At 68.7% G+C, this 16,452-nt stretch carries 11 protein-coding genes; 5 read left to right on the forward strand and 6 right to left on the reverse strand.

All coding sequences use genetic code 11. The features are described 5' to 3' along the window. Position 1 precedes the first annotated feature (1 nt). From WEA80_12485 to WEA80_12510, 6 genes are all read right to left on the reverse strand, one after another. A complete protein-coding gene (locus WEA80_12485; protein MEX1187399.1) occupies positions 2-1,270 on the reverse strand; it encodes an ABC transporter permease in 1,269 nt (422 codons plus the stop codon). Continuing rightward, positions 1,271-2,506, reverse strand: a complete 1,236-nt coding sequence (locus WEA80_12490) for an ABC transporter permease (protein MEX1187400.1) — start codon at positions 2,504-2,506, stop codon at positions 1,271-1,273. A gap of 4 nt (positions 2,507-2,510) precedes the next feature. Next, positions 2,511-3,320: an ABC transporter ATP-binding protein gene (locus WEA80_12495; GenBank protein ID MEX1187401.1), complete on the reverse strand. Its 810-nt coding sequence runs from the start codon at positions 3,318-3,320 to the stop codon at positions 2,511-2,513. Further along, positions 3,320-4,597 carry an efflux RND transporter periplasmic adaptor subunit gene (locus WEA80_12500; protein MEX1187402.1) on the reverse strand — a complete coding sequence of 426 codons (1,278 nt, stop codon included), beginning with the start codon at positions 4,595-4,597 and terminating at the stop codon, positions 3,320-3,322. Before WEA80_12500 ends, WEA80_12495 begins: the two co-directional genes overlap by 1 nt. Before the next feature lie 11 nt (positions 4,598-4,608). Next, positions 4,609-6,090: a TolC family protein gene (locus tag WEA80_12505; GenBank protein ID MEX1187403.1), complete on the reverse strand. Its 1,482-nt coding sequence runs from the start codon at positions 6,088-6,090 to the stop codon at positions 4,609-4,611. Positions 6,091-6,173: 83 nt separating this feature from the next. After that, on the reverse strand, positions 6,174-6,947 hold the full coding sequence (locus tag WEA80_12510) for a creatininase family protein (protein MEX1187404.1): 774 nt from the start codon (positions 6,945-6,947) through the stop codon (positions 6,174-6,176). Between WEA80_12510 and WEA80_12515 the strand changes: the two genes are divergently transcribed. The 5 genes from WEA80_12515 to WEA80_12535 all read left to right on the forward strand — a co-directional run bounded on the left by WEA80_12515 (position 6,931) and on the right by WEA80_12535 (position 16,448). Next, on the forward strand, positions 6,931-10,374 hold the full coding sequence (locus WEA80_12515) for a HAMP domain-containing sensor histidine kinase (GenBank protein MEX1187405.1): 3,444 nt from the start codon (positions 6,931-6,933) through the stop codon (positions 10,372-10,374). The two genes, WEA80_12510 and WEA80_12515, sit on opposite strands and share 17 nt — an antisense overlap. Positions 10,375-10,722: 348 nt before the next feature. Next, positions 10,723-12,390: an OmpA family protein gene (locus tag WEA80_12520; protein ID MEX1187406.1), complete on the forward strand. Its 1,668-nt coding sequence runs from the start codon at positions 10,723-10,725 to the stop codon at positions 12,388-12,390. 320 nt (positions 12,391-12,710) lie between these two features. Beyond that, complete coding sequence (locus WEA80_12525) at positions 12,711-14,228, forward strand: YifB family Mg chelatase-like AAA ATPase (GenBank protein MEX1187407.1); 1,518 nt, start codon at positions 12,711-12,713, stop codon at positions 14,226-14,228. Positions 14,229-14,388: 160 nt separating this feature from the next. Then, positions 14,389-15,027 carry a hypothetical protein gene (locus WEA80_12530; protein MEX1187408.1) on the forward strand — a complete coding sequence of 213 codons (639 nt, stop codon included), beginning with the start codon at positions 14,389-14,391 and terminating at the stop codon, positions 15,025-15,027. Further along, entirely contained in the window at positions 15,024-16,448 is a 1,425-nt protein-coding gene (locus WEA80_12535; GenBank protein ID MEX1187409.1) for a sigma-54 dependent transcriptional regulator, read from the forward strand. Before WEA80_12530 ends, WEA80_12535 begins: the two co-directional genes overlap by 4 nt. Positions 16,449-16,452: the final 4 nt, after the last annotated feature.

Here is a 16,452-nt window from a genome sequence, read left to right on the forward strand (position 1 = left end):
CCTACTCGAAGCGGAGCGCTTCGACGGGGTCGAGGCGGGACGCTTTCATCGCTGGCCACAGGCCGAACACCATCCCCGTCAACGCGCTGACCGCCAGCGCCGCCACGATCGCACCGGGCGGCGTCTGCGCCGGGATCGGCGTCAGCTCGCTCACGAGCATCGCGGAGAACGTCCCCGCGAACAGACCGATCCCCGCTCCTATGCTCGTCAGCGTCGCCGCTTCCACCAGGAACTGCCACAGGATCGTGAGCCGGGTGGCGCCGAGCGCCTTGCGAACGCCGATCTCGCGGGTGCGCTCGGTGACGCTGATCATCATGATCGCGATCACGCCGACTCCGCCGACGAGCAGCCCCACCGCGGACAGCGCGAGCATGATCACGAAGAACACGCCGAAGAAGCCGTTATAGATCTCCATCAACTGCTCCGACGTCACGATCGCGAAATCGCTCGGCTCGGCCGGCCGGAGCCCGCGATTGCCGCGCAGATATGCCGTCACGTCGTCGATCGCTTCGGCCTGCGTGACACCAGCCACGGGCTTGACGGTGAGGTCGAGCCGGCGCGGCGAGCTGTCCAGATGGCGCCGCGCCGACTCGAGCGGCACGATGCCCCGCGGGTCGCTGCCCGAGGCCGACGAGTTGGGCTTGCCGAGAAAGCTGCCGACGTTGTGATGCACGCCGATGATCGTGAACGGAATGCCGGCCACCAGGATCTGCTTGCCGATGGGATCGGATTCACCGAGCAGCCGTTTCGCCAGCTCCTTGTTGACCACGATCACGCGCGCGCCGGTCAGCGCCTCGGCGTAAGTGAAGTCGCGGCCCGCGACGACGTCACCGCCGTCCACCTCGATCCAGCCGTGCGAGAACGCGTCGCGGCCGGCGTTGAGCGCCTTGTCCTTATACCGGTAGCTTCCCCAGTCGCTGATATGCGACGTCACTGCGGCGATCGAGGGCAGCTCTCCGATCCCGCGCGCTTCCGCCAGCGTGAGCGGCGGATTGCGCCGCCACGGGCAGGTGTCGTCGGTTCCGTCGCAGATGTTGCCGAGGCTCACGGGACGGCGGAAGATCATGAAGCTGGTCGGGCCGGCGGACTCGAGGTCGCGGGCCACGCTCTGGTTGATGCCGTGCACCGCAGCCGACAGCGCGACGACGACGAACACGCCGACTGCCACGCCCATCATCGTCAGCGCCGCGCGCACCTTGTTGGAGCGGATCGCGTCGAACGCGATGCCGACGCCTTCGACGATGTTGAACAGCGCGGACGAGAATCGCATCTACTCGGCCCTCAGCGCGACTATCGGATCCAGCCGCGCCGCGCGACTCGCGGGGTACACGCCCGCGACGACTCCCACGCCGGCGCCGACGAGAATTCCCGTGACGATCGACCACGGCGCGACGGACGCGGGCAGGGGCGACAGCGCGGCGATCGCCTGCGACAGGATGATGCCCAGCGCCACGCCGATCGCCGCGCCGATGATGCTGAGCGTGGTGGCCTCCACGAGGAATTGAGCCAGGATGTCGCGGTACTTCGCGCCGATCGCCTTGCGGATGCCGATCTCGCGCGTGCGCTCGCTCACGGCCACGAGCATGATGTTCATGATCACCAGCGCGCCCACGATTAGCGCGATCGCCGGCAGGATGACGCCGGCGATGACGAGATTGCCCTCGATCTTCTTCCAGAACTCGAGCGCCGACTCCGACGTCTCCATGACGAAGTTGTCCGGCTGCGACGGGCGGAGCTTGTGCCTGGCCCGCATGACCTGGCGCACGGTTTCACGCACGTCGAACATCCCCTCGGTCGTCGGCATCTTTACCTTCATGCCGTCGATCAGACCGTGCGGGTTCACCAGGCGCTGCAGCGGACTGGTGGCCGGCGCGATCACGAACCGGTCCAGCGAGATTCCGAAAATGGATCCCTGCTTGGCCGCGACGCCGATCACCTCGTAGCTCGTGCCGCCGACCTTGAGAGTCCGGCCGACGGGGTTGAGGCGGGGGAAAAAGCGCGTCGCTATCTCCTGCCCGATCACCACCACGCGGGTGCCCATCGCCAGCTCCTGCGGGCTGATGAGACGTCCCTGCGCGACCTCCATGTTCCGGATGCGGAAGTAGTCGCCGTCCACGGCCGACGCTTCCAGCTCGCGCGGGCGCGAGAACCGGGACTCGATCGCGATATTGTCCGAGCTCTCGACCGACCACATCGCGCCGGGAGGGAGCGCGGCGGCCACCTCCTTCGCGTCGTCGAAGGTTATCCGCGGCCGGCGCACCCACTCGCGCCACTCCGATGCGCTCGCGTCGCTGATGGAAGGGAAGCGGCGCAGCTGAAAGGTGTTGGTGCCGATCAGCTTCGCGACGAAGTCATTCTCCATGTAGCTGCCCATCCCCTCGACGATCGAGACGACGGCGATCAGGAACATGACTCCGATCGTGACGCCCGCCAGCGTGAAGAAGCTCTTCAGCTTCTGCACGCGGAGAGTCTGAAACGCGAGCCGGACGGCGTCGAGCAGCCGCACGTAGCTACCCGCTGATTCGCGCCGCGAACTTCTCGCGGCGGTCGTCGCTCTCCACCATCCCGTCGCGCAGCACTACCACGCGCTTCGCGTGCGCGGCGATCTCGGCCTCGTGCGTCACCATGATCACGATCTGGCCCGACTCGGCCAGCTGCTCGAACACGTTCATGATCTCGGCCGACGTCGTCGAATCCAGGTTTCCCGTTGGCTCGTCGGCCAGGAGGATGGACGGGCGGTTGACGAGCGCGCGCGCGATCGCCACGCGCTGCCGCTGCCCGCCGGACAGCTCGTTGGGCCGGTGGTGCATCCGGTCGGACAATCCCACGCTGTCGAGCGCCTCTTCCGCGCGCTTCCTGCGCTCCGCGGCGGGGACGCCGCCGTACACCAGTGGCAGCTCCACGTTGTGCAGCGCGCTCGCGCGCGGAAGCAGGTTGAACGTCTGGAAGACGAAGCCGATCTCGCGGTTCCGGATCCGCGCCAGCTCGTCGTCGTTCATGTCGGACACGAGCATGCCATTCAGCCAGTACTCGCCCGCCGTCGGCGTGTCGAGGCAGCCGATGAGGTTCATGAGGGTGGACTTGCCGGAGCCGGACGGCCCCATGATCGCGACGTACTCGTTGCGGCGAATCGCGATGTCCACGCCGCGCAGCGCGCGCACGACCTCGCCGCCCATGTCGTACTCGCGCGTGAGCCCGCGCGCGACGATCACCCAGTCCTTCCCGGGCGCCTCTCCCGCGCTGGCGGTGACGATCTTCCGCTCGGCGGTGGTGCTGAGGCCTGGCTCGCCCGCCGATGGCACGTCGGTGATTCCCGGCATCACGCCTTCTTCTCGTCCTTCTTCTCTTCTTCCTTGACCGTGCGGCCATCCTTCAGATCGCGGATCGCCTGGTACGTGCCGCCCACGATCTTCTCGTTCTCGCGCAGCCCCGACAGCACCTCGAAGTACCGCTCGCCGGCGATGCCGACCCGCACGGCGCGGAACGTCACCTTGTTGTCGGAGCCAACGACGAACACGCCTTCCACGTCGCGCTTCCCGACCTGCACCTTGGGCTGGGGCCGGCCGAGCGTCGTCACCGTGTCCGCGGTGCGGTCGGTGGTGTCCTCGCGCACGGTGAGCGCGATGATCGGAATCGAGAGCGCCTTGATCCTGGTCTCAGTGATGATCTTTGCGGTGGCCGAGAAATCGGGCCGCGTCGTCGGCGGAGCGTTCAGCAGCTCGACGGTGACCTCGTAGTCGATCGCCTGGTCGGCGGAGGCGGCGGTGGCGCCGCCCGGCGCGCGCAGCGAGCTGTTCGAGATCTCGACCACCCGCCCGCGGAACGTCGTGTCCACGAACGCGTCGATCTGGATCACCGCCGAGTCGCCGATGGAGATCGTGGACACGTCGGTCTCGTCCACCTTCACCTTCACCTCGAGCACGCTCATATCCGCGATCGTCAGCAGCGTCGCCGCGTCCCTGCTCAGCGTGCCCTGGATCGCAGTCTCTCCTTCTTCGACCACCAGCCGGGTGACCTGGCCTGTCATCGGCGCGACGATGGTTGTCTTGGCGAGCCGGCTGCGCGCGTCGCGGAGCGCGGCCGCGGCCTGCGCCACCGCGTGCGACGAAGCCTGCGCCGAGGCCTCGGAGACCTCCACCTGCGTCCGCAGCTGCTCCACCTGCTCCTCGGAGATGAGCGTCGGGTTGGCGCGCTTGAGCTCGGCCATCCGCTCGTAGTTGCGCCGGGCTTGCGCCAGGCTGGTGCGCGCCTGCCGCAGGTTGGCCTGACTGCTGGCCACGGCCGCCGCCGAGCGCTCGCTTTCCGCGATGTAGTTGGAAGGATCGATCTCGAGAAGGAACTGACCCTTGGTGACACGGTCTCCTTCGCGCACAGCCAGCCGCACGATGCGGCCGGTGATGTCGGCGCTCACGTCCACTTTCTTGCGCGGCTGCACCTGCCCGCTCGCCGTCACCGAGGCCACGAGATCGCGGCGCTCGACGGGCTCGATGCGGACTTCGGTGGCCTTGTCACCACCCTTGACGGCCGCAATGCCACCGATCGCGACCACCAGGACACCGGCTCCGGCGAGGATCGACCATTTTTTCCTTTTGGACATTTATCGCTCCGTCAGCGAAGAGGCCGGCCGACCGCGCTTTCCAGCGCGGCGAAGGCTTTGTGATAATCGTAGATCGCGGTGATGCGCGCGCTCTCGGCGCGCTCGAACGCATCGCGCGCCTGCGTGAGATCGATGAAGCCCGCCATGCCGAGGCGATAACGGTCCCGCGACAGCTTCATCTCGTCCCGCGCCATCGCGGCGTTGCGCTCCTGCAGCGTCACGGTGCGCAGCGCAGTCTGCAGCGTGAGGTACGCGGCGGTGACGTCGGTCGTCACGGCCAGCTCGCGGGCACGTACCGCGTGGCGCGCGTCGTCGCTCGCCGCCACCGCTTCCTGCCGGCGGAGGGCGCGCGCGAAGCCGTCGAACAGCGGCAGCGACAAGGTGGCCGAGATCGAGCGCGGGCTGCTGTTGAAGCCGAACGGGAACTGGTTGTTCTGCTGTCTGAGCGCCGCCGCCTGCGCCGGCGTGAACGTGATCGACGAGCAGCCGGCGAGCTGGTGGGAAAGGCCGGCCGCGGCGAACCGCTGCTCGCGTTCCACGCACGCCGCCTGCTGCCCCGTGATCTGCCCCTGCGCCTGCTGCACGAGGAAGTTGGGGTTGGTGTACTCGAAGGTGTATCCGGCCAGACCCGTGCTCATCGTCAGCGTCGGCATGTATTCCCCGCGCTGCCGCCTGACGCCGAGCTCGGCCACGCGCTCGCGCTGCCGGGTAGCCAGCAACACGGGATTTTGCTCCCGGGCCAGGGCGAGCAGCTCGCCGAGCGGACGCTCGAACGGCTCGACCGCGAACGTCGTGGTCAGCACCACGTCGGTGCGCGGCTCCACGCCCATCTCCTGGAAGAGTCGCAGCTCCTCGATGTCCACCTGGTTCCGCTCGCGCAGCTGTTGCACCTGGATCTCGCCGCGCGCGACTTCGGCGCGGCGCACGTCGAGCTCCGTGCCCGCTCCCACGATCTCCCGCGCCCTGGCGAGAACCACCTCCGCCTCGGCCGCGATCAGCAGCGTGTCCTGCAGGTCCGCGCGCGCCTTAGCCGCGAGCACGTTCAGGTACTGCTGCGTGACGTTGGAGCGCACGACGGATTCGACGCCGGTGATGTCGGCTTCGACGCCCTCGCGGCTGGCCTTCTGCAGGGAAGGATTGATGAACGTCGCCGCGCTGAGCCGGTAGTTCACCCCGATGCGATAGGACGACTGCATGGCGTCGGAGCTGGCGCCGAGGCTGGCGCCGCTGAATATCTGGCGGCCGCCCTGCTGGAACTCCGAGCTGAGCGACGCGTCCGCCGACGGCAGGAACGCGCCGTACGCGGCGCGGACCGCCGCGTTCGCGCTCCGAATGTCGTTGCTTACCTGCCTGAGCGTCGGATTGAAGCGCGTGGCCAGCGTGAGCGCCTCGGACAGCGTCAGGCCCCGGTCGACGGAGTCGGATAGGCTCGGGCCCTGCGCAAGCAGGGGTACGGCGACGAGCTGGAGCGCGAGCAGTAGCGTCAATCGCATGGATGGGGCGTGAGTGAAGTTGTCGTACCTACGAACGTAATCGCATGAAGTTTCGTCGCCGCGCGCCGGCAAGGCGTTTACGCTCAGCTCTCAAGCGACGGCGCGAGGAATATCCTGTCGCTGATTCGCGCGCGGATCCGCTCGTACAGCAGCCGGCCCTTCTCGGCGGTGGCCAGGGAGGGCCGGCCGATCGAGGCCCCGCTGCCCGCCGGCAGCTTCAGGTTGCCGCGCCGGTAACGTCGCAGCCGCTCGCGGTCCATCATATTGTCGCGCACGAGATTCATGTTTACGAGCTCGGGCGCCAGATACAGGAGAATCGACGTGTCCACTTCATCGCCGTGCATCGGCTCGATCTGTCCCTCGAGGAGATCGGAGACGTTGACCCCGAACGCGTCCACGACCCTTACGCGCGCTTCGGCGGTCACCACCGTGGCGAGCGCTTCCTGGTGCGGGTCGTGCCCGTGAGCGGTCAGCAGGATGAACTCACGCACGCCGGAGGCCTCCCACGAATCGAGCAGATCGTTGAGCATCCGATGCAGCGTCTTGCGCCGGAGCGAGCCGTTGCCGGCGAGCCCTCTCTCAGTATCTACGTTTACCCCGTACTCGACCGTTGGAGCCCGCAGGACTCCGTATTCCGATGACAGGTCGTCGCAGAGGTGCTCGATGATCAGGGTGGCGACGCCGATCGGGAGGTGGGCGCCGTGCTGCTCGCACGTCCCGATCGGAATGATGAGGCGGGGATCCTCGCGCAGGACGGCGGCAATCTGCGACGGCAGCATCTCCTTGATGCGGAGCGGCTTGGGGCCGCCCACCGAATGCACTGCGGTGTGGAACGTCTGAATGGGCACGGACGACACAGGTAGCTCCGGAGTTCGAGCCCGCCCCGCGGCGAACGGCCCGCGCACGCGGCTCTGGCTGGTGGTGCTGGGCGTCGGGGGGCTTGCCCTGGCCGCTTGGAGCAGGTTTCCGACAGGGCCCAAGTTAGCGTTTTCCGCCGGCGAGGGCGAACACTTTGCGTCGGCGGCCGCGATTCAGCAGCGGGCGGTCGCCGATCTGCGCGAAACGCTGGTGCGCGAGATCACGCGCGTCCAGGCTGCGGCCGCCGCGGCGCTCGACGCGCCGCGCTCCCAGGAGGACGCTTTCGACGCGGTGCCCGCGCGCCGGACCGGCGATCCCGCCTGGGGCGTGATGCTTTTCCAGGGCGGAAGACGGCTCGCCTGGAGCGGCCGGCTCAGGATCGCGGCGGAGGACGTCACCGCGCCGCTCAGCGTGACGTCGGACCGGTTCTATACGACGATCAACGCGACGGCGGCGCGCGGCGACCGGTTGGCCGTCGCGTCGTTCGTGCTGCACGCCGAGCCGCCCGGCGACAGGCTGTCGACGGCGCTGGACGAGCAGGTGGTCGCGCGGCACCCGATCGCGGGCTTCACCTACCTGTTCGGCGATTCGGCGGCCCGCGGGGAAGCGCTGCTGCGGGACTCGGCCGGACGCGCGCTGGTCGGCGTGCGGGCGGCCGCGCTCTCACCGGGCGAGATCCGGCTCGCGGCCACGTCGCTCGCGCGCACCCGGATAGCGGCGCTGCTCGCTCTCGTGTTGCTGGCGCTGCTCTGGATCGCGGGGCGGAGTCGCAAGGTCGCGCACCGGGCGATGGCTCTCGCCGTGTGCGCCGCGTGCGTCGCGATCGTGCCGCTCAACTCGTTCTCGAACGTGGCGCGCTGGTTCAATCCGTCGTACTACTACTCCGCCGCGGGCGGCCGCTGGACCGCGAGCGCGGCGGCGCTGACGTTCACGGCGCTGCTGCTGCTCCTGGGCGTGTACACGCTGGTGCGGGCGAGAGTCAGACTCGGGCGGCCCGCGCTCGCCGCGCTCGCGGCGGCCGCCGCAGCGGCGCTCGGGATCTACTCGGTCGTGGTCCTGGCGGAGGGCATAGGCCAGCCGCCCCGCGGCAGCTCGGTGACGCTCTGGTTGATGTGGCAGGTTCCGCTCTTCCTGGTGTGCTTCGCTTTTCTCGAGCTGGCGGCGTGGCTCGCGTCGGGGATGTGGCCGCGCCGGCGGAAGCTGCGCGCGTACACCACGGTCGCGGCGGCGGTAATTGCCGGGGTCCTGTCCGCGGGAATCGTGTGGCGGACGACCACGCAACAGCGCATGACGCTGGCGGAGACCGACGTCGCCTCGCTGAAGGCGGGTGACGAGTACGCCGCCGCGCTCCTCGAGCGCCTGCGCGAGCAGCTGGCGGTCGGGCGGCCACCCGTCTCCAGGGCCGACCTGCTCCAGCGGTACGTCGAGAGCGAGCTGGCGATCGCCGGCTACCCGCTCTCGCTCCGCTCGTGGAGCGCCGGGGGTGCTCCGCTCGCCAGCTTCGACGCCGCGCGCGTGGCGCAGGACACAGCCGCGATCGCGGCCGCGGTCATCGAGGCGATCGCCACCGGCCAGCCGTTACGGCGGCGCGTATTGTCGGGAGCCGGCGCGCAGGAGCTGCTGGTGCTGCCGCACGACAGCGGGGCGACGTCCGTCGCCGTGCTGCCGCGCACGCGGCTCATCGCGCCGGATCCATACGGCCCGCTGCTTGGCCTCCCGCCGGCGGTCCCCGAGCGCGCGCCGTACGTGATGTATCTCGCGGATCGTCCCGCGCCGGGATCGTCGGCCGAGACGGACGGAGTTGCCTGGAGACGGATCGACGACGAGCTGCACGCCGACGACGTGATCCAGACAGTGGCCGGGCCCGCGCGCGTGCACCTCGAGGTGGACACGCGGTCGCCGTGGGCGCTCCTGCAGCGGCTGGTGCTGGTGTTGCTGCTGAACGGGCTGATCGCGTGGGTGGTCTGGATTCTCGCGCTGAGCGCCGAAGGCGGCGCGGCGACGAGGGCGAGCGTGCGGATCCGCCACTGGGGGCGCAGCTACCGGGCGCGGCTCATACTCGCGCTGTTCGTCTTCTTCCTGGCCCCGGCGGTGGCGTTCTCGTTCTGGTCGTACCGCCGCCTGCGGAGCGATTTCAGGCAGACGCGGCAGCTGCTGGTGCGCGAGACCCTCAACGCGGTCATCGCCGCCGGGGCGGAGCGGAACATCGAGCTCGTCGGCGCGCGGTTCGGCCTGCCTTTGTTTCTGTATCGCGCCGGCGAGCTGTCCGAGACGAACGACTCGCTGTACTGGGCGCTGTCGCCCGTGGGCCGGGCGTTGCACCCGAGCGTGTACCGAACGCTCGACCTCGGCGACGAGATCTCCGCGAGCGGTGACATGAGCATCGGCGGAGTCGGCGTGCTGTTCGGCTACCGCGCGTCGGTCGGGTTCTCCGGCGAGCGGTTCGTGATCGCGGCGCCCGCGCGCGGCGACGACGAGGCGCTGGCGCGGAGGCGCAACGACCTCGGCGTGCTGCTGCTGTTCTCGACCGCGCTCGGCGCCATCGCGGCTCTTTGGCTGAGCGGAATCGCCGCCCGGCAGTTCGCGGCGCCGATCGATGCGCTCCGGCGCTCCGTCCGCGCGATCGCCCGCGGCGAGGATCAGCTGCCGCTTCCGGTGAAGCCGCCGACGGAATTCTCCCAGGCGTTCACCGCCGTCCGCAGAATGGCGGACGATCTCGACGCCAGCCGCAGGGAGCTGGCGCGCGCGGAGCGGGTGCTGGCGTGGGGCGAGATGGCGCGGCAGGTCGCGCACGAGATCAAGAACCCGCTCACGCCGATGCGCCTCGGTGTGCAGCATCTCCAGCGCGCGCGGCACGACCCGCGCGTGGATTTCGACAAGGTGTTCGATGCCAACATGCGCCGCATGCTCGAGGAGATCGACCGACTGGACAACATCGCGCGCGCGTTCAGCAGGTACGGCACCGCGCAACCCGAGCTGCCGCCGGCGGAGATCGTGGACGTGTCCGAGATACTGCACGACGTGATCGAGCTCGAGCGGATAGCCGGACCGGACGTGCAGTGGAGCGTGGCCGGCGCGGAGGCGGAGACCACCGCCATGGCGCGCCGCGCGGAGCTGCGCGAGGTGCTGCTCAACGTGCTGGAGAACGCGCGCCACGCGGGCGCGCGCAACGTGTCGGTCGAGGTCACGCGGGACGAGGCGCGGGTGACGATATCGGTCGAGGACGACGGCTCGGGGATCGCGGCTTCGGCTCTCCCACGCGTATTCGAGCCGCACTTCTCGACGCGAACGACGGGGAGCGGGCTGGGGCTGGCGATCAGCCGCCGGCTGGTGGAGGCATGGGGTGGGTCAATCGACGTCGAGAGCGCGGCGGCGGCGGGCACGACGGTGACGATCGTGCTGCTGGCGGCACCGATTCAGCGGTGAGTCACGGCGATCTTTGCCGAGGCGGTGGGAAAGCCGTTGTACGCCCGTGACTGTGGCGCTGAAATTGCACGGCTGCAACCCTGTATGCCCAAGGTGCACCACGCAATGCAAATGTAAGCGCGACAGATGTTTACGTGTTGTGGCTGGAGTCTGGTTTTTTTTGCGGTCCGAAGTAAGTTTGCAGGGCGTAAGGCATAGCCGGATAGGTATTTAGTCGATGATGGTAGAGTTTGATCGGCACATATCCTGCCTGCCGCTGGTCGGAGCGTAGCACGGTTGGGTTCTTTTTTTACCACCCTTTTGAAAGAGGATGTGCGCATGTTAAGAAGGAGTTGGATCATCTGTTCGATGGCCGCCCTGCTTCTCGCTGCCCCGGCTGTAGCACAACAGCCCGGCACGTTGATTCTTGGCGGCTTCGGACAATACACGCTCTTCGACGACAACGTGGGCTTCGAAGACGCGTTCGGTTATGGCGGCAGAGTCGGAGCGTTCATCAGCCCGAACATCTTCCTCGAGGCTGAGGGCTCGTACACCGCGCCCGACTACGTTGGGCCCGGACCTGACCGTGATGCCAAATACGGCCCGATCTCGGCGCGCCTCATGTTCGCGTTCCCGTTCTCCGCGATGCCCGGCATCAACGCCGGCTTCCAGGTCGGCGGTGGCGCGGTTCTGAGCAGCTACCGTACGGGCAACACGGGCTACTCCTACAACTACGGAGCGGAAGGCGCGCTCGGCTTCACGGCTGCCTTCGGCGGGTTCACCGCGCTGCGTCTGCAGGCTCTCGTCGACTACATGCCGACGTCCGAGCCCGACGCGACGATGAACTTCCGCTTCCAGGCCGGTCTGGATTTCTGGCCCGACCCGGCCAGCCAGTGGATGGGGATGAACCCGACGGCGTCGGGTCCCGTCGTATGGTGGGACGACACGCCGCAGCCGCTGCCGGGCACGCTCGAGCTCGGCGGGTTCGTGCAGTACTCGTTCATGGATGACAACGCCGGTTACAGCGGGAACAACCGTCCGGACGACGGCCTCGGCTACGGCGGGCGCGCGGGTGTCTTCCTGACGCCGAACTGGCAGATCGAAGGTGACGGCCAGTGGTCGCCGCTGGACAACACGATTACCACGCCTGGCGATCCGCCCACGTCGGATGAGATCGACTATTCGACGTTCGCGCTGCGCCTGAACTACAACTTCCCGTTCGCCGGCTTCCTCGGATCGAACAGCTCGTTCCTCGTCGGTGGCGGTGTTGTGCGCACCAACTACGGTGCCGGCGAAGATTCCAATCCCCGTCCTGCGACGTACAACTACGGCGCGTCGGGAATCGCTGGTGTCCGCATCGGCTTTGCGCCGCGCGTAGCGCTGCGTATCGACGGTGTGGTGGACTACATGCCCAACTCGGAGCCGGAAGCGTCGCTGAACTATGCGGCGCGTGCCGGTCTGAGCCTGCTGCTCGGTGGCGCCTCGCGCGCCGAGCCGGCTCCTCCGCCGGCGGTCTGCCCGTGGAACAGCAGCATTCTGCAGTCGGATCCGAACTGCCGCGCGCCGGCTCCGCCGCCGCCGCCGCCGCCGCCTGCGCGCTGCGTGTACGACAACACCATCCTCGCGACGGATCCGAATTGCCGCGCACCTGTGGCGATCGATACGAGCGCGATCACTGCTCCGATCTACTTCGACTTCGACAAGTCGGACATCAGGCCGGATGCAGCGGCAACGCTTGACCGCAAGATCCCGTGGCTGCAGGCCAATCCAGGCATGCGCATCCGGATCGAAGGCAACGCGGACAACCGCGGCTCGGATGAGTACAACCTGGCTCTCGGACAGCGCCGTGCGGCTTCCGCGAGACAGTATCTGGCAGATCGTGGGATCGATGCCGGCCGGTTCGACCTCGTCAGCTATGGCGAAGAGCGCCCGGTTTGCAGCGAGACCCCGATGACGGACGCGTGTCACCAGCTCAACCGTCGCGATGACTTCCGGATCGTCACCGTTGGTGGCGACGGCAGGATTCGCACGCCGTAAGCAGCAAGCACCAGGAAGCACAGCGGGGCGTCCAGAACCTTGGGCGCCCCGTTTTTTTGTGCCGTGCCGGATGCCGCGGGCCCGGCCGGTGTCGGCCTCGGCGGCTACGCTCGCGAGGGGACGGCCGGGAGGCTGGACTCCGTTGGTGCGAGCTAAGACGCCGCCTTGGGCCGACCCGGCTGGGCCCGCGGCATCCAGCAAGCTCCTAGTGCACTCCCGAGCGAACAGCGCGAACATCCGCGTTGGTTTGGTGCGAGCTCACGCGTTTTGGTTCGCACTGCACGACGGGTGTGCGCTACGCTCACGCGATGCTTGCTTCGGTGCAGTCTGCGGCGGTGCAGGGGATCGACGCGTACGGTGTGACCGTCGAGGTGGACGCCGCGCAGGGGCTGCCGGTGTGGACGATCGTGGGGCTCGCGGTGGGCGGAGTGAAGGAAAGCCGCGAGCGCGTGGCGGCGGCGCTCGTTAACTCGGGCTTCGTCGTACCGCACAAGCGGATCACTGTCAATCTCGCGCCGGCCGATCGTCGCAAGGAAGGCACCGCGTTCGACCTGCCGATCGCGATGGGAATTCTCGTTGCCACGGGCCAGCTGCCCGCCGCGGCGGTGGAGAACGTCGTCGTCGTGGGCGAGCTGGGTCTGGACGCATCGGTGAGGCCGGTGCGCGGCGCGCTGCCGATCGCGCGGTACGTCGCGCGGTGCGCACCCAAGTGTACGCTCGTGCTTCCTCCGGCGAACGTCGCCGAGGCGGCGCGAGTCAGCAGGCTCGCGCTCGCGGCGCCGGCTACGCTGGGACGGCTGGTGAGCGAGCTGCGCGCCGGTGAGCTCGTCGCGCCCGAGCGGCCGGTGGCGAACGTGGCGCCGCGTGACGTGTGCGACTTCAGCGACGTGGTCGGGCAGGAATCGGCCAAGCGCGCGCTCGAGGTCGCCGCGGCGGGGAGGCACAACGTGCTGATGGTGGGACCGCCGGGCACCGGAAAGACGATGCTGGCGCGCCGGCTGCCCACGGTTTTGCCGGAGCTAACCGAAGAGGAAGCGCTCGAGGTGGTCGCGATCCATTCAGTCGCCGGCGCGCTCAGCGCTGAGGCGGCGGTGACTCCACAGCGGCCGTTCAGGGCGCCGCACCACTCCATCTCCGGCGCCGGGTTGATAGGCGGCGGCAGCTCGCCGCGGCCGGGCGAAGTGAGTCTCGCGCACCACGGCGTGCTGTTCCTGGACGAGCTGCTGGAGTTTCCGCGGCACGTGCTGGAGTCGCTGCGCCAGCCGCTGGAGGACGCGCGCGTCGTCATCGCCCGGGCGTCGAGCTCGGTAAGCTACCCGGCGCGGTTCACGCTCGTTGGGGCGATGAACCCCTGCCCGTGCGGGCACGCGGGAGATCCCGCGGGCGCGTGCACCTGTACGCCGGCTGACGTCGCGCGCTATAGGTCGCGGCTGTCCGGACCGTTGCTGGACCGGGTGGACATGCACGTCACCGTGGGCGCCGTGCCGGTGCGCGAGCTGGGGAACGGCGGGGCGGGAGAATCGTCCGCCGCGATGCGCCACCGGGTCGCGGCGGCGCACGCCAGACAGCGGCGGAGATACGGGAAGATTTTCGGCGATCGCGCCAACGCGCACGTGCCGGGTCGATGGATGAGTGCAAACACGAAGATCTCGCCGGACGCCCGCGCGCTGCTGGAAACGGCGTCCGAGAGACTCCCGCTCTCCGCGCGCGGCTATCATCGCGTCATCAAGGTCGCGCGGACGATCGCCGACCTCGACGGCGACGCGGCCGTCCAGGCGCCGCACGTCGCCGAGGCCCTGCGGTACCGCGCGCCCGCAACTCGGCAGCTGACTGGCTAGACCTTCACCTGCGATTGCGGACTGAGGCCGCAAAGTCCTGAGTCCTCAGTCCGAGGCAAAACCCACATGGCGTGACTGAGCCCCCACGCGTCTAGGCGCCGCACGGCCGGACGGGGGAATATCTTTCACACGGCTTCTCTCCCTGCACCAGGAAACCGACATGCTCGGCTGCGTTCGCAAGCTTGGCTGCCTAGTGATCCTCGCCGTCGCCCTCGCGGCCGCGTACTTCTGGTGGGCGCGCGGGCCCGACGACGAGGCCGCCGCGCCCGGCGTCCGGGCAGTCGTCTGGGAGCCGCTCAGTCCCGCGCTCGGCGCGCAGGGCAGGGCCGCCGTCGACGCGCTCGGCGCGGGCCAGGCCTACGCCGCGCTCTCGGCCGGGCAGGTGGCGTCGTACATCTTCCTCGAGATGGCCAACGGACTCCCGAAGAGCGCGGAGGATCTGGAGGCCGCGGTGATAGGCGATCGCCTCGCCGTGCGCGGGCTCGTGTCGCTCGCCGACATCGGCGGAGCGAAGATCCTCGGGCCGCTGGCGCGGATTCTCAGCGACCGAGACACGCTCCTGCTCAGCGGAACGATGAACGTGCTCGCAACCGGCGAAGGGCAGTTCATCGTCCGGGAGCTGCGGTTCGGCAGCTTTCGCGCCCCGTCCGGGATCATCCCGCGCATCGTCCGCCAGATCGACAAGACCGAGGACCGCGGCCCGATGGCGCCCAGCGCCATCTCGGTGCCGCTGCCGCCCGGCGTCGCGGACGTGCGCGTCGGGGGCGGAGTCGTGACGCTGTACAGACAGTCGCAGTGAGCGCCGCGCGCGCGCGGGATGGCGAATCCCGGGGCGCGGCGGACGGGCCGGCCGCGCGCAGAGTTCTGATCGTGGACGACGAGCAGGGAATTCGCGCGGCGCTCGGCCAGCTGCTCGAGTACGATGGCTACAAGGTGCGCGCGGAGTCGAATGCCACCGACGGGCTGACCGCGTTCACGCAGTGGAGGCCGCATCTCGTGTTTCTCGACGTGAAGATGGCCGGGGTCGACGGACTCGAGGCGCTCAAGCGGATGCGGGCGCAGGACGACACCGTTCCGATCGTGATGATCAGCGGGCACGCCACCATCCAGACCGCCGTCGAGGCGACGCAGCTCGGCGCGTACGACATCATGGAGAAGCCGCTCGACACGGACCGGATTCTCGTCACGCTGCGGAACGCGCTGGCGCACCTCGAACTGAAGGAGGAGAACACCCGCCTGAAGGAGGCGATCGGCTCCAGCTACGAGATCGTCGGCGAATCGGCCGCGATCCGCGCGCTGCTCGAGAAGATCGAGAAGGTTGCGCCGACGCCCGCGCGGGTCCTGATCACCGGCGAGAACGGGACGGGGAAGGAGCTGGTCGCGCGTGCACTGCACAAGCGCTCGCCGCGCGCTTCGGCCCCGTTCGTCGAGGTCAACTGCGCGGCGATTCCGAGCGAGCTGATCGAGAGCGAGCTGTTCGGCCACGTCAAAGGCTCCTTCACCGGAGCGCTCACCGACCGGACCGGCAAGTTCGAGCAGGCGAACCGCGGTACGCTCTTCCTCGACGAGATCGGCGACATGAGCCTCGCGGCGCAGGCGAAGGTGCTGCGCGTGCTGCAGGACGGCGTGCTGACGCGCATCGGCGGGTCCAAGCCGATCTCCGTCGACGTTCGCGTGATCGCCGCGACGAACAAGAACGTCGAAGCGGAGATCTCGGCAGGGCGGTTCCGCGAGGACCTGTACTACCGAGTCAACGTCGTCCCGATTCACGTCCCGCCCCTGCGCGAGCGCAAGGAAGACATTCCGCTGCTCATCCGGTACTTCGTTGCGGGCATCGCCATGCGGGAGAACGCGCCGGCGCGCGAGTTCACCGAGGAAGCGGTAGCCAAGCTCAAGGCGCTGGACTGGCCGGGGAACGTGCGCGAGCTGCGCAACACGGTGGAGCGTCTTTTGATCCTGGCGCCGGGCCCGGCGATCACGGGCGCGGACGTGGACAGGCTCGTCACCTCACGCACGACCGCCGATGACAAGAGCGGCAGCGCACTGCTCCAGGCGGACACGTTCGAGTCGTTCAGGGACGCGGCGGAGCGCGCGTACCTGCTCTCGAAGCTGCGCCAGTTCGACTGGAACGTGTCGGAGACCGCGCGCGTGATCGACATGCCACGGTCGAACCTGTACAAGAAGATCGAGCGTTACGGGCTCTCGCGCGAAGAAGGCTAGAACT

Source organism: Gemmatimonadaceae bacterium (assembly GCA_040882285.1).
GTDB lineage: Bacteria > Gemmatimonadota > Gemmatimonadetes > Gemmatimonadales > Gemmatimonadaceae > JACDCY01.

What these genes read in the sequence shown, in the direction of transcription:
- WEA80_12485 (MEX1187399.1), bottom strand. Translation starts at nt 1,270, where the DNA reads ATGCGATTCTCGTCCGCGCTGTTCAACATCGTCGAAGGCGTCGGCATC.
- WEA80_12495 (MEX1187401.1), bottom strand. Translation starts at nt 3,320, where the DNA reads ATGCCGGGAATCACCGACGTGCCATCGGCGGGCGAGCCAGGCCTCAGC.
- WEA80_12500 (MEX1187402.1), bottom strand. Translation starts at nt 4,597, where the DNA reads ATGTCCAAAAGGAAAAAATGGTCGATCCTCGCCGGAGCCGGTGTCCTG.
- WEA80_12505 (MEX1187403.1), bottom strand. Translation starts at nt 6,090, where the DNA reads ATGCGATTGACGCTACTGCTCGCGCTCCAGCTCGTCGCCGTACCCCTG.
- WEA80_12515 (MEX1187405.1), top strand. Translation starts at nt 6,931, where the DNA reads ATGGGCACGGACGACACAGGTAGCTCCGGAGTTCGAGCCCGCCCCGCG.
- WEA80_12520 (MEX1187406.1), top strand. Translation starts at nt 10,723, where the DNA reads ATGGCCGCCCTGCTTCTCGCTGCCCCGGCTGTAGCACAACAGCCCGGC.
- WEA80_12530 (MEX1187408.1), top strand. Translation starts at nt 14,389, where the DNA reads ATGCTCGGCTGCGTTCGCAAGCTTGGCTGCCTAGTGATCCTCGCCGTC.